Source organism: Croceicoccus estronivorus, assembly GCF_001625325.1.
GTDB classification, from domain to species: Bacteria; Pseudomonadota; Alphaproteobacteria; order Sphingomonadales; family Sphingomonadaceae; genus Caenibius; species Caenibius estronivorus.
Map to the genome: position 1 here is coordinate 85,062 of NZ_JRQQ01000001.1, position 24,236 is coordinate 109,297.

Below are 24,236 nucleotides of genomic sequence, written 5' to 3' on the forward strand. Positions count from 1 at the left end.
TTATCCAGCACAAGCAAGGATACTGCGGCTGCACAGGCAGCGCCAAGGCGCTGCCGTGCCCGGAAATGTCTTTCAAATACTTGCAATCGACCCTTCGCTTCCACCCCCGGCATGCCCCCGGGTGCCCGCCATAGCGCCCGAGAATGAACCGGGCGCGAACGGGCGGACTGAGCTACTGGTTATTCTGACGTCCGAGGAAACGCGGGATGTTGAGGGCCGAGCCCCCTTCATCGTCGTCATCCGTATCCTCGTCTTCCACCCGCGAACTACGTGAGAGGTTCGCCATGCGTTCGAACAGCGTACTGCCTCCGCCAGATGGCGCAGCAGCAGGAGACCGCTGCTGTTCAGGCGCGCCAGCCGCGCCTCTGTCGCCTGCCAGCAGGCTACGGCGGCGGCCACCCTGGCCTGGAGCAACCGGAGCATCTTCAGCAGACAAGCGGTCAGCATCACGCAACAACCCGTCTTCCGCCAGATCTGTCAAAGAAGCAGTCTTGCTCTCGTTACCGAGTGTTTCCTCTTCTTCGTCCTCCGCTTCCTCTTCATCGAGTGCGAAGGTCAGCTCAAACGGCTCTTCTTCGGCCGGAGGCGTTTGGGCCTGCTGAGGCTCCCCAGAGTACCCATCGTTCCGAGGCTGGCCGAAAGACGGCTCTTGCGGCTGGGCATCCACCATCCCGGTGGGGACCGGGGGCTCGTAAGGTTCCGGCATCGCTGCCGGAGCCGCTTCACCTGTTGTTCCTGCGGCATCTTCCGCCAGTTCCGCTTCCGTTGGCAGCGGCAGAACAGGGCGCTTGGGCGCACGGCCCGCGCCAAGATTAAGCGGACGGGATTCCGCCTGAACGGGAATGGCCCCCTGATCGATGCCAGTGGCAACGACGGAAACGCGGATTTTCCCTTCCAGATCCGGGTTGAATGCCGAACCCCAGATAATGTTCGCGTCCGAATCAACCAGTTCGCGGATGTGATTGGCTGCTTCGTCGACCTCAAGCAGCTTCATGTCCTCGCCACCGATGATCGAGATAATCACACCCTTGGCGCCGGTCATCGAAACACCGTCGAGCAACGGATTGGCAATTGCCCGCTCCGCGGCCTCGAGCGCGCGGTTGTCGCCTTCGCCCTCGCCAGTTCCCATCATCGCCTTGCCCATCTCGCTCATTACCGAGCGCACGTCGGCAAAGTCGAGGTTGATGAGGCCCGGCATGACCATGAGGTCGGTGATCGATCGCACGCCCTGCTGCAGCACTTCGTCCGCCAGTTGGAACGCTTCCTTGAAAGTCGTTTCCGCCTTGGCGACCAGGAACAAATTCTGGTTGGGGATAACAATCAGAGTATCGACATGCTTTTGCAGCTCATCGATGCCCGCTTCGGCGGAACGCATCCGGCGCGAGCCTTCGAACAGGAATGGCTTGGTCACCACGCCCACAGTCAGCACACCCTTGCGGCGCGCCACCTCGGCAATCACCGGAGCAGCACCGGTGCCTGTGCCTCCGCCCATGCCGGCAGCGATGAAACACATGTTTACACCGTCGAGAGCCCGCTCAAGCTCCTCAACCGTTTCCTCAGCCGCCGCGCGCCCTACTTCAGGCCGCGAACCGGCGCCCAGCCCCTGAGTGATATCAGGCCCAAGCTGGATGCGGGATTCGGCGATCGAATTGTTGAGCGCCTGCGCATCGGTGTTGGCGACGATGAAGTCGACACCTTCGATCTGGGCTGCGATCATGTTGGCGATAGCGTTGCCGCCCGCGCCGCCGACGCCGATCACCGTAATCCGCGGACGCAGTTCATCCACAGCAGGCGGGCCAATATTGATGCTCATAATGCTCCCTCCAGGAGGCGAAAGACGTGATGATCGATTTCGTAACGCTTCTGCCACAAAGCGAATCGCAGGTGCAAAGCGTAATTAGCCTTTTCCACAAGCCGGATCGGTCGAACTGCCGCGCGCCGCATCGATCAGAAATATTCCTTCAACGCGCCGAACACCCGATCGACGAGACCAAGGCCGGAATAACGGGTTGCCGACTGGTGACGCGGACCGAGCGAACGAATGTCGACCGGATCTGCTGCTGCATATAGCACCAAACCGGCAAGGGTCGCGAATCCAGGTACGGAATGCGCTTCCGGCAGGCCCCGCAAGGCAGGTGGTCGGCCAATGCGCACGGGCTTGCCCAGCGCGCCCTGCGTATAATCGGCAATGCCCGCCAGCTCCGCTCCACCGCCGGTCAGCACTACCTGATGCCCACGGGGGCCCGCGAAGCCCATCTCCTTCAGCGCCTGCGCGATTTCCTTGACCAGAATATCCAGTTGACCGGTAATGACCGAGATCAGTTCTGCGCGGGGAATGCGGTTCCGGTCGTCCGCATGGCGAGCGACCGGAGCGACCTGTTCTTCACCCGGCCCATTGATGGGAATCATTTCCCGATGATCCGCGGGGCTCGCGATGGCCGACCCGGCCACACATTTGAGGCGTTCCGCCTGAAAGCGCCGAATACCGAATGCCGAGGCTATCGCGTCGGTAATATCGGCGGAGCCGATGGGAATCGCCGTAAGGCCCAGGAGCATCCCCCCGGCATGGACGGAGACATTGGTCACTTCACCGCCAAATTCGACCAGCGCCACGCCCAGTTCCCGCTCTTCCGGACTGAGGCAGGCATATCCCGCCGACACCGGCGATCCGACCACCCCTTCTACATCCAGATGAGCATTCTGCACCGCTTCGGTAATGTTCCGGATCGGCGCGCCATCTGCCATCATTACGTGAATATCCACGCCCAACCGCTCGGCATGGAGCCCCTTCGGGTTGGAGACACCGTGGGCGCCATCCAGCGTGTAGTGTGCCGGTTGCGCATGGAGCACCATACGTCCGTCGGGCTGAATCGAATCCCTGCCCGCCGCCAGCAACCGCTCGATGTCTTCTTCCTCGATCCGCCGGCCACCAATCTCTATTTCTACTTCGGCGATGCGACTGGCCAGCCCCGCGCCGGAACAGCCGATCCAGACGCTTTGCACACTGGTATTCGCAATCCGTTCCGCACGCTCTATGGCATCGCGCACCGCATAAGTGGCAGCGGCCATATCCGTTACGTAGCCGCGCTTGATGCCCTGGGCCGCCCGGTGGCCTGACCCCAGCACAATCATCTCGCCTGTCTCGGAAAGACCGGCGATCATCGCGGAAATACGGAAGGAACCGATATTCACCGCGCCGAAAACGCGAGTAATACGAGGGGTCGCAGCCATTATTCGCTAGCCTCCGCACTTGCCTTGGCAGCAGCAGCCTTGGCTGCGGCAATCTCTTCCGTCCGCCCCGGAATCCGCATGTAGATCCGTTCGGGCGCACGCATATCGAAAATTGCCACTTTCCCGCCGAGCAGACGATTTACCCCATCAAGCCGCGCAAACGAGACCAGCGCAGTGGCCGCCGGTTTGTCACCCTGTGGCAACGCCAGCACCTGATCGGTCTTGAATGTCAAATTCCAACGCCGATTGCCGATCCATTCTGCCTCTGTGACCTGTGGCTTCAAAGCAGGCGCGGCATCCAGCAAGCGGCTCAACGAGGGCACTTGCCGGGCGGCTCCAGGACCGGAGACGATCAGCCTGCCTTTGGCGGCGGCCGCGGAAATCGGCTCCAGTTCCGCGCCAGTCCCATCGATCAGCACGAGATGTCCCGGCTTGCGCAACACCGCATGCGGTTTCCGTTCCACGATGTCGACCACCAGCGTATCGGGCAACTGACGGGAAACACGGGCATCCTCAACCCAACTGAGCTTGAGCAAATCGGCACGCACCGCGTCCAGATCGACCAGCGGCATGGCCTGATCACGCTCGCCCAGCACGCGCTCATACACTTTGAGCTCGTTCATATGTTCGACTCCGCGAACTTCCACACGGCGAACTTCAAAACCGGCATCGGCTGCCAGCAGGGCAAGCTGGGTATGCGCCATCGCCGGCACACCGGCCAGGCTGGCGACGAACAATGCAAGCGCGGCGGCCCCTCCAAGAATGACGGCAAGGAAAATACGGTGAAGCTGGTCTTCCGTGAAAGGCAGCCAACGCATGGCGGCATCGACCACCGATCCAGTGCGCGCTTTTGCCTTGTCGACCTTGCGCACGGTGCCCCGTGCGGCCGCCGACCGTCGCACGCCTTTGCCCCCGCGCTTGATCGTCTGGGCCATCAGCCCGCCCCCTTTCGATCCTGACCAGCGCCTTCCCCGTAGGCCAGCGCATCGGCAATGATCGCTTCGACCAGATCGCCGTAGTCCATCCCGCAGTATTTCGCCTGTTCCGGCACGAGGCTCAAGGGAGTCATGCCCGGCTGAGTATTGGTTTCCAGAAGAAACAGGCCGGCTTCACCCAGTTCGTCATCCCAGCGGAAATCGGAACGGCTCGTCCCCCGGCAACCCAGCACGCGATGGGCCTGCACAGCATAACTCTTGCACAATTCCGAAATATTGTCGGGGATCTGGGCGGGGCAAACGTGCTCCGTCATCCCATCGGTATATTTCGCATCGAAATCGTAGAACCCCGATTTGGGCACCAGTTCCGTCACGGTCAGCGCGCGCGGCCCATCCGGCCCGGCGATGACAGCGGTCGTCAGTTCATGGCCGCGGACGTAGGGTTCAGCCAGCAGTTCGTCGAATTCCCGCCATGGCCCTTCTGCATCCCGGCGGATCGGATTGCCGCAATTGCTGGCTTCCGTGACGATTGCCACACCGACAGACGACCCCTCGTTGACCGGTTTGAGAACATAAGGCCGTGAGAGTGGATCGCTTTCGTACAGTTCCTCGCTTTTCACGATACGGCCCCCGGGCATCGGGATACCGTGCGGCACCAGGGCCTGCTTGGTCAGTTCCTTGTCGATTGCGATCACCGACGTAGCCAGCCCGGAGTGCGTGTACGGGATCCCCATCAGGTCGAGCATGCCCTGAACCGTCCCGTCTTCGCCCGGAACGCCGTGCAGCGCATTGAACACCACATCCGGATTCGCATCGGTCAGCCGCGCGGCAACATCGCGATCCATATCGATACGCGTGACACGGTGCCCGCGCTCTTCCAGCGCCCTGGCAACGCCTTCCCCGCTCATCAGCGAGACTGGCCGTTCATTGGACCAGCCACCCATCAGCACAGCGACATGGAGTTTGGGGAGCGTCACGGTCTGCCTACTCTCTGTATTTCCCATTCCAGAGTCACACCCTGGCTTTCACCCACCCTGCGGCGTACTTCCTCGCCTAGCCCCTCGATATCCGCGCTGGTTGCATTGCCCGTGTTGATGAGGAAATTGGTGTGTTTCTCACTCACTTGCGCACCACCCAAGGCCAGCCCCCGGCAACCTGCGGCATCGACCAGGCGCCAGGCCTTGTCTCCGGGCGGATTCTTGAAAGTCGACCCCCCCGTCTTGGACCGAAGCGGCTGACTGTCTTCACGCGCTGCGGCAATCCGGTCCATTTCCGCGGCAATTGCCCGCGGGTCCCCCGGTGAGCCTTTGAAGCGCGCCGCAACCACCACTGCGCCATCCGGCAACACCGAATGGCGATAAGTGTATTGCAGATCCGCCAAAGGCAGCCTCACCAATGTGCCATCGGACAGGACAACATCGCAATCGAGCAGCACGTCCGCGACTTCGCGGCCATAGGCCCCGCCGTTCATCCGCACGAAGCCGCCAACTGTCCCAGGAATGCCGCGCAGAAACTCCAGCCCCGCAATGCCCGCATCGCGTGCGGTCGACGCAACAAGGATGCCGCTCGCACCGCCACCGCACTCCAGCACACAGTTACCCTTGTCCTCGACCTTGGCGAAAGGTTTGCCCAATCGGATAACCACCCCAGGCACCCCGCCATCCCTGACGATGAGGTTCGAGCCCAGCCCGAGAGCCATGACCTGCATGGAACCATTCAATGCAGCGAGAAACTGTGTGAGATCGAGCAGATCTGCCGGTTCGAACAGCCAGTCTGCCGCCCCTCCGGACTTGAACCAGACCAGTGGCGCCAGCGGCGCATGCGGCGTCAACTTGCCCCGCACCATCTCGGGGGACAGGTCAGGCGCAGCGACCGCGCCGCTGTCCATCAACCAGTCGTTGGGCTGAATGCTCATCCCCGGCGTCCCGCGATGGCCGGCGCAAGCCCCGATGCCCATTTCGTAATATCCCCCGCACCGAGGCAGACGATCAGATCGTTTTCCGCCACAATCGGCGCGAGAGTGTCCGCCAAAGCATCGGGACCGGCAATTTCCGCCGCCGATCGATGCCCACGTGCCTTCAACCCGGCGACAAGCGCCGCACTGTCCACCCCGGCGATGGGTTGTTCACCCGCCGCATAGACCGGCGCTGCGAAGACCATATCCGCATCGTTGAAGCAATTCTGGAACTCATCCATCAGGTCACGCAGGCGCGTGAAACGGTGCGGCTGCACCACCGCTATCACCCGGCCTTCGCGTTCACCGGAAGTGGCCGCTTCGCGAGCGGCCGCCAAAACCGCACGGATTTCCACCGGATGATGCGCGTAGTCGTCAATCACAGTGGCAGTACCGGAACCGACCGCCACTTCCCCTGCCTTGGTGAAACGACGGCGGACCCCGCCAAACTTGGCGAAGCCTCCCCGGATCACATCGTCCGGACATCCCATTTCCACGGCGACGGCGACGGCCGCCAGTGCGTTCTGGACATTGTGACGCCCCGGCATGGGAAGTTCTATACCCTCTATCCGTCGTTCGGCTCCGTCCCGATCCCGCACCGAAACATCGAAGCGGTTGCCGCCAATAAAAGGGACCACATTTTCGCCGCGAACATCGGCTTGCAGGGAAAAGCCATATGTCACGACACGCCTGTCGCGCACACGGCCGACCACTGCCTGGACTTCCGGATGGTCGATGCACAGGATTGCCGCGCCATAAAACGGCACGTTCTCGATGAATTCGACAAACGCCTTCTTCACCGCCTCGAACGAGCCGTAATGGTCGAGATGCTCGGGATCGATATTGGTGACGACAGCGATTGTTCCGTCCAGCCTCAGAAAGCTGCCGTCGCTCTCATCCGCTTCGACCACCATCCAGTCACTGCCACCTAGCCGGGCATTCGAACCATAGCTTTCAATGACCCCTCCGTTAATGACGGTCGGGTCGATCCCACCGGCGTCGAGCAGTGCCGCGATCATGCTCGTCGTGGTGGTCTTGCCGTGCGTGCCGGCAACTGCCACGGTATTTTTCAGCCGCATCAGTTCAGCCAGCATTTCCGCCCGGCGTACGACTGGAATACGATTTTCAAGAGCGGCGGCCACTTCCGGGTTGTCCCGCTTCACCGCTGTGGACGTGACGACGACGGCAACACCTTCGACATTCCCCGGCGCATGGCCGATATGCACTGTGATCCCCCGCGCGCGCAGCCGTTCGACCGACGCACTTTCCGCAATGTCGGAGCCCTGCACCTTGTAGCCGAGGTTATGCATCACTTCGGCAATGCCGGACATGCCGATCCCGCCAATGCCGACGAAATGGATCGTCCCGATATCGGTCCCCACGCCCTTCATTGCGCAACGTCCCGCGCAAGCGCTTCAAGACCGGAAGCCTGTGTCTCGCTGCTTCCCATACGAATGACATCCATCAGCGGCGGCCTGCCGAAACTTTCGACCAGATCGGCAAGATCGCGCGCTGCGTTAGGCCTGCCGCAGTTCCATGCCGCATGGGCTGCGTTGGCAAGTGTCTCTGGATGCTGCGCCATGACCTGAATCTGCTTGGCCAGTTCCTTGCCGGTAAACTTTTCCTGCCGAATGGCACGGGCACCGCCTGACTTTACCATCTCGCGCGTATTGGCGGCCTGATGATCGTCAGTGGCGATTGCCAGCGGTATAAGAATGGCAGGCCGCCCCACGGCAGTCAGTTCTGCAATGGTCGATGCACCCGCGCGCCCGATGAAAAGGTGAGCGTCGGCCAGCCGCGAGGCCATGTCTTCGAAATACGTGCCAAGCTCGGCAGGAATGTCATGTCCCGCATACCGCGCACGCACGGCTTCGAGATCCTCCACCCTGCACTGTTGCGTGACCTGCAAGCGGGACCGCAAGGCCGGGGGCAACATGGCCAACCCATCCGGCACGACTTCCGACAAGACCCGCGCGCCCTGGCTCCCGCCCGTTATCAGGACGCGCAACAGCCCTTCCTCCGTCAGCGGCGGGAAAGGCCTGTCACGCAACGCGAGAACTTCCGGGCGCACGGGATTGCCGACCAGCCGGACCTTGTCTTCATGGTTTTGGGACAGGCGTTCGACCTCGGGATAGGCAATCGCGATTGCCTGCACCCGGCTGGCGAGCAGTCGGTTAACTCGCCCCAGCACAGCGTTCTGTTCGTGAATCACGCTGGGGATCTTCGCCGATGTTGCGGCAAGGAGAGCGGGAAGCGCAGGGTAACCGCCGAAACCGATCACTGCACTCGGGCCGAAACTTTCGAATAGCCGCAACGCCATGCGGCGACCTTCAAGTATCTTGCTTAGGCCCTTTATCCAGCTCAGCGGATTCTTCGTGATGCGTCCCGCAGGCAGGACATGCGTCGTCAGCGCCTCCGGCTTTCCTGGAATAGCGGCCCCGCGTTCATCGGTAATCAGGGCCACGTGATGCCCGCGCCCGATCAGTTCTTGCGCCAATGCGAAGGCGGGGATCAGGTGTCCGCCGGTGCCACCGGCAGCCAGAACGAAATGGCGGGTGACGCCGCTCATTGCATGTCTCCACTGCTCAACGCATGTTTCCAGTCGAATTTCTCCCGGCTGAGAAAGGGATTACGCCGGGTAATCGCCAGCAGGAAACCGACAGTCAGACACAAGGCGACAGTCGATGAACCACCGTAACTGATAAGTGGCAAGGTCATGCCCTTCGAAGGAAACAGTTGCAGATTGACCAGAATGTTGATGAACGCCTGTCCCCCGATCTGGGCAGTCAGCCCGGCGGCGGCAAGGATCGTGAACAGATCTTCCTCGTTTACCAGCCGCACGAGAATGCGAACCGTAAACGCGAGATAGAGGACCACCACCAGCGCGCAAGTCAGCAGACCGAATTCTTCCCCGATGACGGAGAAGATATAGTCGGTATGCGCTTCGGGCAGCGACATCTTGCGAATGCCCAGCCACATGCCGCTGCCTGTCCATCCACCGGCCAGAAGAGTGCGGCTCGCAAGGTCGACCTGGTCGAACGCCGTACCGCCACCCAGAAATGCATCGATACGGTGGCGGGCGTTGTCGTAGAGGAAATAGGTGGCGGTCATGCAGAGGACGCCCGCCCCCATCAGCCAGCCCATCCGCTTGACCGGAATGCCAGAGAGCAGAACGAGGACGAACCAGACACCCGCGAACAGGATTGTCGATCCGAAATCCGGCTGCGCCATCAACAGCGCAGCCACCAGAGCCATGACACCGGCACTGATGCCCACTACCGGCAGATGCGGATCACGCACACGCCAGGAAAGTATCCAGGCAACGCCGATTGCAAAAGCAGGCTTGAGGAATTCGGACGGCTGAATGGTGAACCCAAAGCGTAGCCATCGTTTCGCGCCGTTTACTTCATAGCCGACCAAAGGCACCAGCACGAGCGCCACCAGCATTGCCGCGCCGAGCAGAATGCCTGCACGACGGGCGGATTCGCGCGGCAGCATCGAAGCCCCGATCATGGCGACGAAACCCAGGAACTGCCAACGCAGGTGCATCCAGAAGAAGTAAAGGTCGGGCAGTTGGACCGCCGAAGTCGACAGCCTGTGAGCGCTGGCCGGAGAGGCCACTGCCACCGCCAGTGATCCAAACCCCATCAGCAGGACCACGATCAACAACAGCGTCCGGTCAATCTCCCGCCACCAGATCCTCAACTCGGTCCTTCGGTCACGCCGCAGACCAGCCGGTTTCGCGATCCGTTCGCCCGGCCCCGGGATGTAAGGGCGGCTCCCGGCACTCATGCCGCAGACCGCCCTTGCTCGGCATACGCCGGATCGGCGCCATCCGGCACGCCGGTTACAGCGGCCACGAATTGCCGAAAAGCTTTCCCGCGCGCCTCATAATCGCGAAACTGGTCAAAACTCGCGCAGGCCGGTGAAAAGAGCACCACATCGCCCGGTTTGGCTGCGGCAGCGGCACGGCCGACAGCTTCATACAGCATCTCGCAGCGTTCCACCGGCATCACAGGCTCGAGAAGAGCGGCAAAATTGGGTCCCGCATCGCCAATGGTATAAGCGCATGCGACATTGCCAAAATGAGCCGCGCACTCCCCGAGATCTTCACCTTTGGGCAAACCACCCACGATCCAGTGCACACGCCGTTCAGGATTTGGGGGAAAGGCCGCCAAGGCTGGTGCCGTGGAAGCCGGATTGGTCGCCTTGCTGTCATTGACGAACAGGACCCCGCCAACCTCCACGATCCGTTCCATCCTGTGCGGCAACCCCCGGAAACTCGCGAGAGCGGATTGCCACTGCGCCCCGCTCACTCCCAGAGCTTCGACCATGGCGACAGCGACAGCAGCATTCTGAAGATTGTGCGGCCCCTGCAGCGATGGCCATTCCGCCTGCAAGCTGGCAAGCGCGGCGGTATTGGCCTGCAGAGCCGCATTCGCTGGCCGGCGGGCACGCTCCACATCGTAAATCGCCCGCGTCGGCTCGTCGTCACAACCGAAAACAGCAACATGGTCGGCCGATTGCATCGCAAACAATCTGGCCTTCGAGGCGGCATATGCCTCGAAGCCGGCATAGCGATCGAGATGATCGGGACTGATATTGGTCAATCCCGCTGCTTCGCAATCCAGTGAATAGGTCAGATCGATCTGGTAGCTGGACAGTTCCAGGACATAGACACCCTCTGCAGGCAGGGGATCCTGCCCCAGTATCGGCAGACCGATGTTTCCACCCATGCGCGCCGGTATGCCCGCACTTTCGAAGATATGATGGACCAACGCCGTCGTCGTCGATTTGCCATTGGTGCCGGTAATTCCAACCACCTTGTGCGACGGCAAATTCCCGCGCGCCAGCGCGAATAATTCGATATCGCCAATCACGGGCACACCGGCCAAACGCGCCCTTTCGGCAATAGGGTGCGTATTGAGCGGCACTCCCGGTGACACCACAACACCGTCGAAACCCGCCAGGTCGATCGACAAGGGATCAGCCAGTTCAGCGCGCCCGGCCAACCGGGCACGAGGCTCCTCCTGCCTGTCCCACGCAACCACTCGGGCACGACTTGCCAGCAACGTCTCGACCGCCGTCATCCCTGACCTTGCAAGACCAAGGACAGCATAACGTTTACCGGCAAAGGCGGAGGAAACGATCACCTGAGCTTCAACGTGGCAAGCCCGAGCAAGGCCAGCACAATCGACACGATCCAGAAACGGATGACGACTGTCGATTCCGCCCAGCCAAGTTGCTCGAAATGGTGATGGATCGGGGCCATCCGGAACACCCGTTTGCCCGTTCGCTTGAAGAAAAAGACCTGAATGATGACGGATGCCGCCTCAAGCACGAAAAGGCCGCCGACGATAGCCAGCACGATCTCATGATGGCTGGCCACTGCAATGGCTCCCAGCGCACCGCCCAGGGCGAGGCTGCCCGTATCGCCCATAAATACCGCAGCGGGCGGTGCGTTGAACCACAGGAAAGCGAGGCCCGCCCCCATGATCGCGGCACAGAATATCGCCAGTTCCCCTGCCCGGGGAACATGCGGAATGCCGAGATAGGCCGAATAATCGACACGCCCGACGATGTAGCAAATCAGCGCAAACGTGCCTGCCGCAATCACCACTGGCATTGTTGCCAGACCATCCAGCCCGTCGGTGAGGTTCACTGCATTTCCAGCGCCGACGATTACGAATGCGGCGAAAACATAGTAGAACGGCCCCAGTGGAATCGAGAAACCCGATACGAACGGGACATAGAGATTGGTGTTGATCTGGCTGACCACGATCCATGCGGCCACACCGGCAACGGCGAATTCGGCCAGAAGCCGCACCCGCCCCGAGACGCCCTTGTGGTGGGATTTGCGGACCTTGTCGTAATCGTCCAGAAACCCGATCAGGCCGAAGCCCACTGTCACCGCCATGCAGGCCCAGACAAACGGATTTGTCAGATCCATCCACAGCAGCATCGACAGCAGCAGCGCGATCAGGATCATCAGTCCGCCCATCGTCGGCGTCCCCCGCTTGGCGAGGTGCGTCTTGGGCCCGTCCTCACGGATCGGTTGCCCCTTGCCTTGGCGAATGCGCAGCATGTTGATGAAGCGCGGACCGATCAGCAGGCCGATTATCAACGCCGTGATCAGCGTCGCGCCCGCGCGGAAGGTCTGGTACCGCACAAGATTGGCTGGCCCTTCGAACTCAAGCCACTGCGCGATGAGGTAAAGCATCAGCCCTCCTTGCCGGAGAAATGCGCGACGAGCCTGGCAAGCCCGACCGAATTGGACCCTTTGACGAGTATCGCATCACCGTCATCCAGCCCGAAGGCAGCAAGCGCGGCGATCGCCTCATCCGTATCCTTGCAATGGGCGAAGGCAATCGCCTTGCCAAGCTTGCCATTTGCGCCTTTCCCCAGTTCGGATGCCAGCGCTTCCATTTCAGGACCGACCAGCAGCGCATATTCCGCACCGGACTGAGCCAACGGCTCAGCGAGCGCAGCGTGGAAAGCCGGGCTGAAATCGCCCAGTTCCTTCATCGCGCCCAGCACGGCGATGCGACGAGCAGCGGGGGTTTGCCCGAGTTGTGCGAGCGTCGCTCGCATCGACGCCGGATTGGCGTTGTAGCTTTCGTCGATCAGCAACGCCTTCCGTCCGTAACCGAGGAGGATGTCATGCCTTGCACCACGACCGACCAGGCCTGTCATCTCAGCCAGTGAAAGCCCGGCCGCACCGAGATCGCCACCCACCGCACGCACTGTCGCCATCACGGCCAGCGAGTTGATGATCCAGTGCTCGCCAGCGGCGGCCACCGTATAGCAGATCCGGGTATCGCCCATGTCAGCAGTGACCAGCGAACCGCCACTGCTGGCCGCCACACTATCCAGCAGACGAACGTCCGCATGTGCCGCCTTGCCAAAGGAAATGGTGTGGGCTCCCAAGGCCCGTGCCGCATTCCTCAGCCGTTCAAAATGGGGGCTGTCCGCAGGGATTATCGCGGTACCGCCCTTTTCCAATCCAGCGAAAATTTCCGCCTTCGCGTCTGCAATCGCTTCTTCGCTGCCGAGGTTCTCTATGTGAGCCGGGGCAATCGTGGTGATGACTGCAACGTTCGGGCGCACCTGATGGGTCAGCGCGGCAATCTCGCCGGCATGGTTCATGCCCATCTCGAAAATACCGAAGCGGGTACGCGCGGGCATCCGGGCAAGGCTCAGCGGGACACCGACATGGTTGTTATAGCTTTTGACCGACCGATGCGCCCCGCCACGGCTGGAGCGATCGAGCGCAGCGAAAATGGCTTCCTTGACCCCTGTCTTGCCGACCGATCCGGTTACACCGACAATTCTGCCGTCGACACGATCACGCGCCGCCCTGGCAAGTGCTTCCAACGCTTCGGTCGTATCGCGCACCAGAATGTGCGGTTGCGGGATTGGCCGATCGACCACGGCGGCAATCGCCCCGTTGGCGAACGCCGCGTCCAGAAACCGATGGCCATCGGTTGTTTCCCCCTTCAGCGCGAAGAACAAATCGCCTTCCCGTACGTCACGGGAATCGATCTCCACACCCGAACACAGGAAATCTCCGCTGGCAGTGCCGCCTGCCGCCTCCGCAATCGTCGCTGCATCCCACAGCGCCAGCGGCAGCAAATCGTCTTCCTGAACCGGCCAGGCGAGTATCGCGGGGTTGGCATTCATCACTTTTCTCCTAGGAGAGTGCCCGCGCACTCCCGCGCCACTTTAACGTCATCGAAGGGCAATATCCGGGTTTCGTTCCCGCGCCCTATGATCTGTCCCTGTTCGTGCCCTTTGCCCGCAATGAGGACAATGTCACCTTCCCCCGCAGCGGCAATGGCAGCAGCAATTGCCTCCCGGCGGTCCGGCACTTCGCGAGCCCCCGGCGCACCTTCCATCACCATCGCCCGGATAAGCCCCGGATCTTCGCCACGCGGATTGTCATCGGTCACGATGGTGAGATCCGATCCCTTCACCGCAGCCGCCCCCATCACCGCACGCTTCCCCGCATCGCGATCGCCGCCAGCACCGAAGACGGTAATCAACCGCCCCGCCGTATGCGGGCGAAGCGCCGCAATTGCCGCTTCCAGGGCATCGGGAGTGTGTGCATAGTCGACATAGACCGGCGCACCACCACTTGTAATCGCAGCCCGTTCCAACCGCCCCCGGACCGGCTGCAGGCGGGAAAGAGCATCGAACGTCATCGAGGCATCCCCGCCCGTCGCAAGCACCAGACCAGCCGCAACCAGCGCATTGGCGACCTGATAGGCACCAATGAGGGGCAACATAACAACGATCTGCTCGCCTTCATAGGCAAGCACCAGCCGTTGTCCCAAACGAGTTGGTTCGCAAGCGAGCAGGCCGATCCCATCTGCCTGCTCGCCCACGGTGAACACGCGCAGCCCCCTCCGTCGCGCATGTTCACAAGCCCTCTGCGACCAGTCACCGCCAAGTGCGATAACCGCCGAACCGCCTTCCCCCACTACTTCATCGAACAGCCGCATCTTGGCCACGAAATAGGCGTCCATCGTGCCGTGATAGTCCAGGTGATCGCGGCTAAGATTGGTGAAGGCTCCGGCAGCAACAGCTGGCCCCTCGTTGCGGAATTGCGCGAGGCCATGGCTGGACGCCTCATACGCAACGTGGCTTACCCCTTCACGCGCCAAACCGCTCATATTCGACAGGAATGTAACGATATCCGGCGTGGTCAGGCCGGTCGCAACCGAACCATCCGGGGTCGTGACGCCAAGAGTGCCAATAGAAGCAGCCCTGTGCCCGGCCATCCGCCAGAGCTGGCGCGTCATCTCGACTGTCGAGGTCTTGCCATTGGTTCCCGTAACGGCAACGACCTGTTCTGGGAAAGGCGCGAAGAATGGCGTTGCAAGACGGGCAAACGCGCGACGCGGCTCCGCATCCGCAATATGCGCGGCCCCTTCGACCACCGCCTGCTCGCCTGCTACCACGGCAATCGCCCCAGCACTGATGGCTGCCGGGATGAAATCCTCCCCATTGACCCGTGCCCCGCGAAACGCACCAAAGACGGTACCGGGGGCAACCTTGCGATGATCGATAGCAAAGCCGGTGACGGTTTCACCGCCGCCTTGCGAGACCTCGAACCCGCACAATGCTGCGAGCTCGGCCAGCTTCATCCCTCGCCCCCATGGACCAGCGGCTTGAGATCGGTGAGATCGATATCGCGCGTCTCGTCAGGCATCACGCCCAACAGCGGGCCGACGCGCGGGACCACCTTGCCGACGATAGGCGCCGCGTTCCAGGCAGCGGTACGCTGATAGGAACTGGCTGCCGTCCCCTTCGGCTCATCCAGCATCACGATCACGACATAGCGCGGCCGATCCATCGGGAAAGCCGCCGCGAAGGTCGAGATCAACGAGTGGTGGCGATAGCCTCCTGCCCCCGGCTTCTCGGCCGACCCTGTCTTGCCGCCGACGCGAAAACCGGGGGCATCAGCCTTCCGCCCGGTGCCATAGACCGCGATCATACGGAGCAACTGGTTCATCCGCGCACTTGTCGACGCCTTGAAAACTCGCCGCCCGCGCGGCGCATGGCCCGGCTCGACCTTGTAAAGCGTGGCAGGCCGCCAGATGCCACCGTTGACCATTGCCGCATAGGCGGAGGCAAGGTGCAGCGGCGTAACCGCGATACCGTGGCCATAACTTACGGTCATGGTCCGAAGGCGAGGCCATTCACCACTCGGCCAGATCGGGAAACCGCGCGCCGGCAGTTCGATATACGGCCGCTCATTCATTCCGAGGTCGGCCATGGTCCGCTTCAACGCTTTTCCGCCCAGTGCATCGGCAATCTGCGCGGTGACGATATTGGACGAATGGATCAAGGTTTCCGGTACGTTGAGCGTATCACCGATCGTGTGGCTGTCGCGGATCTTGAACCGTCCGATTTCCAGCGGACGATTGGCCTGATAGCGTTTTGAGAGGTCGGTCACGACCCCAGCGTCAATCGCGGCTGCCACAGTCAGCGGCTTGAAGGTGGAACCCAGTTCGTAAACCTGGTTGGTCACGCGGTTGAACATGTTCTTTTCGCCCGCGGCATCGATCTTGTTCGGATCGAAAGCCGGGAGAGAGGCCAGCGCCAGCACTTCGCCCGAATCCACATCAAGGATGATACCGGCAGCCCCCATGGCATCCACCGCCAGCATGCCGCTCTTCAGTTCGTCTTCCAGCGCGCCTTGCACGCGCATATCGATCGACAAGGCCGCAGGCTCACCGCGATGAGCGGGATCCCTCAAGCGCTTGTCGAGCACTTCCTCCATCCCGACCTTGCCATGGCCATCGGCACCGACATAGCCGAGAACGTGCGCCGCCATCGATCCTTGCGGATAGAAACGCTCCGTCTCCTGGGGGATTTCCAGAGCAATTTCACCGATGGCCTGCACTTTGTTGGCTTCTTCCGGAAGCAGACGCCTGCGCAAGTACCCCGGACGGCCACTGGCCAACCGTCGCGTCACATCCTGAACATCAATATCGGGGAAGATATGAGCCAGTTCGCGAGCGACTTCCGCCGGTGATTTGATTAGCGGCGCACCGCCATCGTCCAGCGCGCGGGGATTGTACCACAGGGCATAGGCCGGGAAGGCGCGGGCCAGCGGCACGCCATTACGATCTGTGATCTCACCCCGCGGGGGCAACAGCGCCTCGCTCAACGACCTGCTTTGGGGCGCATCTTCAAACAGGCCGAGAATTCCGATCCGCGCCAAGGCGGCAATGGCAACCAGAACAAAGCCTGCCACAACCCAAAGCACCCGCAAGCGGGCGGTTAACAGCGAACGCTGGCGGACGTTGACAAGGGCGACACGGCCGGAGGAGATGGCAGTGGAGACGCTGAGCGCCGTCATTCCCCTGCCTCCGCGCGGGCCGATAGGACGATCCGCGCGGCACCACGGGTCAGACGGCCTGACAGCGTCTCGTGGTTGGTGAGCGGCCCATCGTCTGCGCCTTCATGCATTTCGGCGGCAAAAGCCCTGCCAGTCAATGGCGACACCATCGCGGGGAATGAATCCGTTTCCGATTCCACATTCGCCGCGCTGGCAACCCGGATCGGCATCGGGGCGCCCACCGCACGTGGCGTACCGAGGCTGGCCAGCTGCCGCTCATTTTCCAGGAACTGGTCGGCACGAGGCGCCCGATAGCCAAATTCAACGGCATTCCAGTTGGCCAGTTGCTGTTGACTGGAACGGGTTTCAAACTCGGTCTCCAGCAGCATCTTTTCGCGTTCCAGCGACACGATCCGCCGTTCGGCAAGGCGAACCTCGCTTTTCACGGAATTGACCCGGAATGTCAGGCAGACGAACAACGCGATGCACACTGCCAGAGTTGCCGCCCAGCCGATCGAACGCAAGCGAGAGGAAGGGAACATCAGGCTGCCTCCTTCCGCGCAGGCGCAGCAGTCCGCACCGCTGCCCGCAAAGTGGCCGAACGGGCCCGCGGATTACGCGCGGTTTCCTCATCCGACGGACGGATCGCCTTGCCGACTTTGGCAAACACCGGTTCCGCCGTGTCATTTGCAGCCGGCAGGTGGCGCGAACCGCGGGGTTCGGTCCGCGAAGCCTCGCGCAGGAAACGCTTCACGATCCGGTCCTCGAGGCTGTGGAAACTGACGACCGCGAGACGTCCACCTTCGCCCAGAAGCAGCTCCGCACCATCCAGCGCAGCCTGCAATTCGTCCAGTTCCGCATTCACGTGAATGCGGATCGCCTGGAAACTGCGGGTCGCGGGGTCTTTCGGCGCGCCGGTCCTGTATCCCAGCGATTTGCGGATCACGCGGGCCAGTTCACCGGTCGTCGACAAAGGACGCGCGGCGACGATTGCACGGGCGACCCGACGCGACTGACGCTCTTCCCCCAACTGGTAGAGGACATCGGCAATTGCCGCCTCAGGTGCGTTGTTCAGGAAATCGGCAGCGCTTTCGCCTTCCTGGCTCATCCGCATATCGAGCGGTCCGTCAGAGGAAAAGGCGAAGCCACGTTCCGCCTGGTCGAGTTGCATCGAGGAGACACCGATATCCATGACAACCCCGTCGACTCGGGCAATGCCCGCTTCGGCCAAGGCGGCCACCATTTCGGAGAAACGACGCGGATGGAGAATGAGGCGTGGGGGATTTTCCACCGTTTCCGACCAGGCCCGGCCAGCGGCAATGGCGTCGGGATCGCGATCGAACGCGTGGACAGTGGCCCCGGCATCAAGCAACGCCCGGGTATATCCACCAGCGCCGAATGTCGCATCGACGATCACATCGCCCGGTTGGGGATCGAGCGCGGCTATCACTTCATCGAGGAGAACGGGGATATGCGGCGCGTTCATGCCTTTTTCCCCTTCGCCAGAGTATCTGCTTCAAGCATGCGGCAGGCCGCCTGCGCGCCTTCCCAACCCTCACCCATGCGATAGAGTTCGGCCGGGTTCCACAGCGTGAAGAAACTGCCCGCACCTTGGAAATAGACGCCTTGTTCGAGCCGCCCGAGTTCGGCGAGGTGCTCCGGCATGATGAAACGGCCGCTATCGTCGAACGGCACTTCGATGAAGCCATAGAGCTGCATCGCGCGCAGATCGCGATCGAATTCCAGATTGAGACGAATGGCCCGTTCTTCCTCACGGTCAATTTGGGCTTCGAGTTCGACGCGGCGCGAGAGGCCAAAGCCGGTCAGGCAATTCCAGCGTTCATGCTTGGCAAGGCACAGCACGCGGCCTTCGCTGGATTCCTTGACCGCCTTGCGGAAAGCAGGCGGCAGGACAAAACGGCCCTTCTCACCACGAAGCGAGAAGCCCTGACCGCTATATCCAAATGGCTGAAGCGCCGCCACTTTGCCCGTGTCCCCCGCTTGGACCAATCCCTGACCCGGACAAATTCCTCCCCGCCTGACCGCGCGCGGGCGCAGCCAGTTCATTCCATGAAGGCGGAATGCGGCCAGGAACCATGTCCGATGTACAGGTGTCATAGCCCGGACAGCGGAGGGAAAAAAGGGAAAAACACGGGAAATTAGGGGATTAATCTATAATCATCTGATTTATATAGGATTTATAAATTCGCTTGAGATGTTGCCAAGTCATTGGTTCATATAATGTTCTTCCGGAAAACCCGCAAAATCCCGCGACTCTCCGAGATAGGCCAAACGCCACCCCCATTGCGTCCCGCAATTTCCCCGAATGCTCAGCTTGTCTTGAAAACCGGTCTATCCGGTCGAGAAATATCAGCGCCCGCCGAACGCCCGCTGGATCACCGTGGACAGCGCCTTTGTGCGCTGAGCCGGGTTGGGAGCATCCCCATCGAGCAAGGCTGCATCGGCAAGGATTACCGCATGGCCTTTGCCAATAGCGCATTCAGCAGCCAGGCCCTGTTCGCCAAGTGCACACGAAACACCCTCGCTCCCACCACGAAGGACGAACTGACCGGGTAGATCCACCGGTACTTCAGCATCGTACAGGGCTGCTTGCCGTTCTCCGGCAGGTTGGGCGAAATCGAACTGAAGCTCCAACCCCCAATGGCTCAAAATGGGCGACAGGAGAACCACGTCCTGCGGCCGCCGCCTGTCACCGATCGAAAACTCCGAATGCCCCGTCAACATCGGATCAGCAAACAGCAGAAGCCGCCCACCACTACGAACCCATGCATCAAGCGCCACGTTTTCCGCAGGGGACAAGGCGCGCGGCTGGGCGAGAATAAGGTAATGCAACGACGTTAGCGCATTGCCCTGCTCACCTGCGTTCTCACCTCCATCAAGTCGATCGATTGGCTTGAGTACGAAATCTCTTTCGAGAGCGCTGCGGACCCAGTGCGGATCGTCCCGGCTGGACAGCAACGCACCGACATCGTCGGCTTCCGCCCAATAGATCGGCAAGGAGGTAAACAGGCCCAGTTCCGGCTTGTCCCGTGACGATCCGCTCAACGCCAGGCCACCGGCAGCCATGGCAAGGACCAGAACGAGTGACGCGATGGCGAGTTTAAGGCTGCGGCGCGCCATTGGCGGCGGCCTTTTGCGCCTCGCTATCCTGCTTGACCGTCGACGAAGAAGGAACATCGGGCACTACACCCGCGTCAGCCAGTGGATCCCGCACCGGTGTCGCCTTCGGTTCCGGCGCGAGTGTGGAGGCAGCCTCTGGGACCGTCGTGGCTTCCGTTTCCTTGGCGCGATCCATCACGATATTGGCAAGGCCGATCATCATCAGCATCGCAGCGAGGCCAGCCAAGCCGATCTGCAAGCGACGGATCGTCTCCGCCCGCCTGCCGCCAAGCAACGCGGCAACTGCTTCAGAATCGCTGTCCTTCTCAGACTGCAAGATGTTCTCAAGGGCCGGCATGATGAAATGAAGCTAGTCCGTGCAGGCGGACAGTCAATCCTTAAGCCAGCCGAAAACGGGAAGACCCTTGGCCTCAAGCCATTCGCGATTGTAGAGCGACGACAGGTAACGAAAGCCGGTATCGCACAGAATGGTGGCGACACGCGCGTTTGTCCTGCCCTGGGCGACCAGCTGCCTACCCAACGCAACCGCGCCGGCGACATTGATGCCCGACGACAGGCCGAGGCACAGCCCTTCTTCCTTCAGCAGCCGCCCGACCCATTCCAGCCCTTCCTCGTCGGAAATGCGGAATTGCGTGTCGATGGGCGCTCCTTCGATGTTGGCCGTGATCCGCCCCTGGCCAATCCCTTCGGCCACCGAGCTGCCTTCGGCCTTTAGCTCACCATGCGCGAAATAATTATAAAGCGCCGCACCATGGGGATCGGTCAGCGCAATCGCGATGTTCTCGTCAAATGCCTTGAGCCCCAGCCCAACGCCCGCAATCGTACCGCCAGTGCCCGCCGCACAGGTGAAACCGTCGATCCGGCCCTCCATCTGTTCCCACAATTCGGGCGCGGTCGATTCGATATGCGCCTTGCGGTTGGCCGTATTGTCGAACTGATTGGCCCAGACCGCCCCCGCCGTCTCCTGCGCCAGCCGCCGCGAAGTGTGCACGAAATGGCCCGGGTTGGAATAGGGGGCCGCCGGCACCAGCACGAGTTGCGCGCCCAGCGCACGCAAGGTGTCCATCTTCTCGCGCGACTGAGTCTCGGGCATGACGATGACCGTCTTGTAGCCCAACGCGTTACCGACCAGCGCAAGACCGATACCGGTATTGCCCGCCGTTCCCTCGACGATCGTTCCGCCGGGTTTAAGATCCCCGCGCGCTTCCGCGTCACGCACGATCCACAAGGCCGCCCGATCCTTGACCGATGCGCCGGGATTGGCAAATTCGCATTTACCGTAGATCTCGCAACCGGCGGCCTCGCTAGGCCCCTTGAGCAGAACCAGCGGGGTGTTGCCGATCAGGTCGAGCGTGCTTTGGCGAATAGGTGGTGCGGTCATGACTGCATGAGTTAGAGCCTGCCGCCTGCCGCTGCAATGCATTGCGCGCAGGCGGCCCTGCTACCCGGGATCAATCTTCGGGCGCGATCGTGACCTTGAGGCCGTCCAGATCGTCCGTCAGCGGCACCTGGCAGGACAGACGCGATGTTTCGTTGCGATGATCGGAACTATCGAGCAGGTCGTTCTCGTCTTCGCTCATTTCGGGCAACTTGCCCGCGAAAGCCGGGTCGATGAAGACATGGCAGGTGGCGCAGCTGCAGCAGCCGCCGCACAGGGCCAGCAGCTCGTCGAAACCATTGTCACGGATTGCTTCCATTACGGAAACGCCGCTTTCGGCATCAACGGTCTTTTCTTCGCCTTCACGGTTTACCACGATCAGTTTCGGCATATTTTCCCACTTCCCTCAAGAGATGTTCGCCCTGTCGGGCAGTTCGCGCGCGTGCTAGGGCTTGGCGACCCATTTGACAAGCCGGAGGTACCATGGGACTGGACGCCAGCAGACTGCAGGCCGGGATCGATTTTGCTGCGAGCCGGGAACCAGCGATGGCTGCCGCGCTGGCAAAGGCCGGGTATCCCGAGCCCCGCATCCGCGAAACAGGCTACCGCACGCTCCTGCGCACGATTGTCGGCCAACAGGTCAGCGTGGCCGCGGCGGCGTCCGTATGGGCCAAGCTGGAAAGCCGTTTCGGCCCGGACCTCGCGCCAGACGATCTGCTCGCCGCCGATTTCGACACCCTGCGTGGTTGCGGCCTCTCCCGCCAGAAGCAGGGCTATGCCCGTTCCCTGTGCGAACTCGTGTCGGATGGCTCCCTCGACCTCAGCCGCCTGCCGGAAGAAGACGAACCTGCGATTGCCGAACTGACCCGGATCAAGGGCATCGGTCGCTGGTCCGCAGAAATCTACCTGCTGTTCGCAGAAGGGCGCCCCGACATCTGGCCCGCCGGAGACCTTGGGGTGCAAGCCGGGCTGCACCGGATACTGGCACTCGACGCACGCCCCGATGAAAAAGCCGCACGGGCGCTGGGCGAAGCATGGCGACCGCACCGTGGCGCAGTCGCGATCTTCACCTGGCACTGTTACGACAACCCGGCGCTTTAGACAGTCTCTGCCCCCATCTCCCGGCGAACGCCTCCCATTCAGGCCAGCAAGGCGTCCATTGCAGTCGCCATTTTCACGTCTCGCTCGGACAGGCCACCCGCATCATGGGTGGTCAACGTCACCTGAACCCGGTTGTAAACATTGAACCATTCCGGATGATGGTCCTGCACTTCAGCCAACAGCGCCGCCCGCGTCATGAAGCCGAATGCTTCGCTGAAATCCTTGAACAGGAACGTCCGCTCGATAGCGAGGCCATCGTCCCGCAGGCTCCATTCCGGCAAGGCCGCAAGCGCATCCGTGCGTTGTTGTTCCGTCAATTGCGTTACCGACATCTCACTCTCCTTGGCAGGGTGACGCCTTTCCCCTATCCCGCTGCGCGATGCAAGCCACCCTGCCACAACCGGCAATTACCGTGACGGACCTTGCCTGCCGCCGCGGGGACAGACTGCTGTTTCGCGGGCTGCATTTCGCGGTCGGTCCGGGCGAGGCCCTGCATCTTGCGGGACCGAACGGCATCGGCAAATCCAGCCTCATTCGGATGCTTGCCGGATTGCTGAGGCCGTTTGCCGGGACCGTAACCCGCGAAGGCACCATTGCCTTGCTCGACGAACGGCCAGCGCTCGATCCCTACCTGCCCCTCGGCAAGGCGCTTGATTTCTGGTCCCGGCTCGACGGAGCCCAATCCGCACATGCAGGGGAAATTTCCGAGCGGCTGGGCTTGACCCACCTGCTCGATGTGCCTGTCCGCTATCTTTCCACCGGTCAGACCAAGCGGGCGGCCTTGGCCAGACTCGCGGGGCAACAGGCGAATACCTGGTTGTTGGACGAACCTCTGAACGGGCTCGATCGCAATGCGGTCGCGACAGTGGAAGCTCTGGTTGCAGACCATTGTGCCGCGGGGGGGACCGCCATAATCGCCTCGCACCAGCCATTCATGCTGGCCGAACTGGCCCGCTTCGAACTGGAAAGGTACGCGCCGTGACGGGCGCCTTGTGGCGGATTTTCCTGCGCGATTGCGCCTTGCTGGTCCCCGGTGGACGCGGCGGCGGGAGCCTGTTGCCATTGCTGTTTTTTCTCGCCGTCGCGATGCTCTATCCGTTTGCGGTTGGGCCTGATGCCCCGTTACTCGCGCGCACCGGAGGCGGCGTCGTGTGGGTCGCGGCATTGCTTGCGGCCATCCTTCCACTCGACCGACTGATCGCCCCCGACCTGGAGCGCGGCTTTTTCGACCAATGGGCCTTGCGCGGTATTGCCGAGGAAGCGGTAATGGCAGTGCGCATCGTCGCGCATTGGCTGAGCTTCGGCCCGCTCCTGATGCTTGCGGCACTGCCCGCCGCCGCCCTGTTGGGCATAGACGGTTCAACCCTGCGCACGGTCGAGCTTGGATTGCTGGCAGGCACGCCGGGACTGGCGGCGATCGGCGTGTTGATCGCCGCACTCACCGCTTCGCTACGATCCGGCGCAGCCCTGGCCGGGTTATTGCTGATCCCGCTGGCCGTGCCGATCCTCATCTTCGGGGCGGGGAGCCTGTCCACCGGAGGCGAAAGCGGCCTCGCGCTAACAGCCGCGATCAGCCTGGTCCTTCTGGCGATCACGCCTTTTGCAGCAGGAGGCGCGATCCGCGCTGCCCGGGATTAGCGCACATGCAAA

The 24,236-nt window shown here is 61.9% G+C and carries 24 protein-coding genes; 3 read left to right on the top strand and 21 right to left on the bottom strand.

The features are described from left to right. Positions 1-172: 172 nt before the first annotated feature. The 20 genes from ftsZ to MB02_RS00525 all read right to left on the bottom strand — a co-directional run bounded on the left by ftsZ (position 173) and on the right by MB02_RS00525 (position 21,876). A complete protein-coding gene (gene ftsZ / locus MB02_RS00430; protein WP_067531203.1) occupies positions 173-1,813 on the bottom strand; it encodes a cell division protein FtsZ in 1,641 nt (546 codons plus the stop codon). Positions 1,814-1,947: 134 nt separating this feature from the next. Beyond that, on the bottom strand, positions 1,948-3,231 hold the full coding sequence (gene ftsA / locus MB02_RS00435; RefSeq protein WP_067531205.1) for a cell division protein FtsA: 1,284 nt from the start codon (positions 3,229-3,231) through the stop codon (positions 1,948-1,950). Beyond that, positions 3,231-4,166, bottom strand: a complete 936-nt coding sequence (locus tag MB02_RS00440; RefSeq protein ID WP_067531206.1) for a cell division protein FtsQ/DivIB — start codon at positions 4,164-4,166, stop codon at positions 3,231-3,233. Before MB02_RS00440 ends, ftsA begins: the two co-directional genes overlap by 1 nt. Then, on the bottom strand, positions 4,166-5,143 hold the full coding sequence (locus MB02_RS00445; RefSeq protein WP_170304594.1) for a D-alanine--D-alanine ligase: 978 nt from the start codon (positions 5,141-5,143) through the stop codon (positions 4,166-4,168). The genes MB02_RS00440 and MB02_RS00445 overlap by 1 nt, the downstream gene beginning before the upstream one ends. Beyond that, on the bottom strand, positions 5,140-6,054 hold the full coding sequence (murB, locus tag MB02_RS00450) for a UDP-N-acetylmuramate dehydrogenase (protein ID WP_067532127.1): 915 nt from the start codon (positions 6,052-6,054) through the stop codon (positions 5,140-5,142). Before murB ends, MB02_RS00445 begins: the two co-directional genes overlap by 4 nt. A gap of 23 nt (positions 6,055-6,077) precedes the next feature. Further along, positions 6,078-7,511 (bottom strand): UDP-N-acetylmuramate--L-alanine ligase, encoded by a 1,434-nt coding sequence (murC, locus tag MB02_RS00455; RefSeq protein ID WP_067531211.1) that lies wholly within the window; start codon positions 7,509-7,511, stop codon positions 6,078-6,080. Further along, entirely contained in the window at positions 7,508-8,689 is a 1,182-nt protein-coding gene (murG, locus tag MB02_RS00460; RefSeq protein WP_067531212.1) for an undecaprenyldiphospho-muramoylpentapeptide beta-N-acetylglucosaminyltransferase, read from the bottom strand. Before murG ends, murC begins: the two co-directional genes overlap by 4 nt. After that, positions 8,686-9,912 (bottom strand): FtsW/RodA/SpoVE family cell cycle protein, encoded by a 1,227-nt coding sequence (locus tag MB02_RS00465; protein ID WP_082825876.1) that lies wholly within the window; start codon positions 9,910-9,912, stop codon positions 8,686-8,688. Before MB02_RS00465 ends, murG begins: the two co-directional genes overlap by 4 nt. Then, positions 9,909-11,273 carry a UDP-N-acetylmuramoyl-L-alanine--D-glutamate ligase gene (murD, locus tag MB02_RS00470; RefSeq protein ID WP_067531214.1) on the bottom strand — a complete coding sequence of 455 codons (1,365 nt, stop codon included), beginning with the start codon at positions 11,271-11,273 and terminating at the stop codon, positions 9,909-9,911. Before murD ends, MB02_RS00465 begins: the two co-directional genes overlap by 4 nt. After that, positions 11,270-12,340 carry a phospho-N-acetylmuramoyl-pentapeptide-transferase gene (mraY, locus tag MB02_RS00475; protein ID WP_067531216.1) on the bottom strand — a complete coding sequence of 357 codons (1,071 nt, stop codon included), beginning with the start codon at positions 12,338-12,340 and terminating at the stop codon, positions 11,270-11,272. Before mraY ends, murD begins: the two co-directional genes overlap by 4 nt. Next, on the bottom strand, positions 12,340-13,800 hold the full coding sequence (locus MB02_RS00480) for a UDP-N-acetylmuramoyl-tripeptide--D-alanyl-D-alanine ligase (protein WP_067531218.1): 1,461 nt from the start codon (positions 13,798-13,800) through the stop codon (positions 12,340-12,342). Before MB02_RS00480 ends, mraY begins: the two co-directional genes overlap by 1 nt. After that, positions 13,800-15,266 carry a UDP-N-acetylmuramoyl-L-alanyl-D-glutamate--2,6-diaminopimelate ligase gene (locus tag MB02_RS00485; RefSeq protein ID WP_067531220.1) on the bottom strand — a complete coding sequence of 489 codons (1,467 nt, stop codon included), beginning with the start codon at positions 15,264-15,266 and terminating at the stop codon, positions 13,800-13,802. The genes MB02_RS00480 and MB02_RS00485 overlap by 1 nt, the downstream gene beginning before the upstream one ends. Next, positions 15,263-16,987, bottom strand: coding sequence for a peptidoglycan D,D-transpeptidase FtsI family protein (locus tag MB02_RS00490; protein ID WP_067531222.1), 1,725 nt, complete (start codon positions 16,985-16,987; stop codon positions 15,263-15,265). Before MB02_RS00490 ends, MB02_RS00485 begins: the two co-directional genes overlap by 4 nt. Further along, positions 16,984-17,508, bottom strand: a complete 525-nt coding sequence (locus tag MB02_RS00495) for a hypothetical protein (protein ID WP_235829369.1) — start codon at positions 17,506-17,508, stop codon at positions 16,984-16,986. The genes MB02_RS00490 and MB02_RS00495 overlap by 4 nt, the downstream gene beginning before the upstream one ends. After that, entirely contained in the window at positions 17,508-18,452 is a 945-nt protein-coding gene (gene rsmH / locus MB02_RS00500; protein ID WP_067531224.1) for a 16S rRNA (cytosine(1402)-N(4))-methyltransferase RsmH, read from the bottom strand. Before rsmH ends, MB02_RS00495 begins: the two co-directional genes overlap by 1 nt. Continuing rightward, positions 18,449-18,949: a division/cell wall cluster transcriptional repressor MraZ gene (locus MB02_RS00505; protein ID WP_067532133.1), complete on the bottom strand. Its 501-nt coding sequence runs from the start codon at positions 18,947-18,949 to the stop codon at positions 18,449-18,451. The genes rsmH and MB02_RS00505 overlap by 4 nt, the downstream gene beginning before the upstream one ends. 387 nt (positions 18,950-19,336) lie before the next feature. After that, complete coding sequence (locus MB02_RS00510) at positions 19,337-20,107, bottom strand: motility-associated ABC transporter substrate-binding family protein (RefSeq protein WP_067531226.1); 771 nt, start codon at positions 20,105-20,107, stop codon at positions 19,337-19,339. Then, positions 20,088-20,423 carry a hypothetical protein gene (locus tag MB02_RS00515; protein ID WP_156495366.1) on the bottom strand — a complete coding sequence of 112 codons (336 nt, stop codon included), beginning with the start codon at positions 20,421-20,423 and terminating at the stop codon, positions 20,088-20,090. Before MB02_RS00515 ends, MB02_RS00510 begins: the two co-directional genes overlap by 20 nt. A 54-nt stretch (positions 20,424-20,477) precedes the next feature. Beyond that, positions 20,478-21,488, bottom strand: a complete 1,011-nt coding sequence (locus MB02_RS00520; protein WP_067531230.1) for a cysteine synthase A — start codon at positions 21,486-21,488, stop codon at positions 20,478-20,480. A 70-nt stretch (positions 21,489-21,558) separates the two neighbouring features. After that, positions 21,559-21,876, bottom strand: coding sequence for a 2Fe-2S iron-sulfur cluster-binding protein (locus MB02_RS00525; protein WP_067531232.1), 318 nt, complete (start codon positions 21,874-21,876; stop codon positions 21,559-21,561). Positions 21,877-21,968: 92 nt separating this feature from the next. Here MB02_RS00525 and MB02_RS00530 point away from each other — a divergent pair, with 92 nt between their 5' ends. Continuing rightward, on the top strand, positions 21,969-22,586 hold the full coding sequence (locus tag MB02_RS00530; protein WP_067531234.1) for a DNA-3-methyladenine glycosylase family protein: 618 nt from the start codon (positions 21,969-21,971) through the stop codon (positions 22,584-22,586). Between the two features lie 38 nt (positions 22,587-22,624). Here MB02_RS00530 and MB02_RS00535 read toward each other — a convergent pair whose 3' ends face one another. Beyond that, positions 22,625-22,918, bottom strand: coding sequence for a 4a-hydroxytetrahydrobiopterin dehydratase (locus MB02_RS00535; protein WP_067531236.1), 294 nt, complete (start codon positions 22,916-22,918; stop codon positions 22,625-22,627). A gap of 47 nt (positions 22,919-22,965) precedes the next feature. Here MB02_RS00535 and ccmA point away from each other — a divergent pair, with 47 nt between their 5' ends. Both ccmA and MB02_RS00545 read left to right on the top strand, forming a co-directional pair. Then, positions 22,966-23,568 (top strand): heme ABC exporter ATP-binding protein CcmA, encoded by a 603-nt coding sequence (ccmA, locus tag MB02_RS00540; protein WP_067531238.1) that lies wholly within the window; start codon positions 22,966-22,968, stop codon positions 23,566-23,568. Beyond that, a complete protein-coding gene (locus MB02_RS00545; RefSeq protein WP_067531240.1) occupies positions 23,565-24,224 on the top strand; it encodes a heme exporter protein CcmB in 660 nt (219 codons plus the stop codon). The genes ccmA and MB02_RS00545 overlap by 4 nt, the downstream gene beginning before the upstream one ends. The last annotated feature ends 12 nt before the right edge of the window (positions 24,225-24,236 follow it).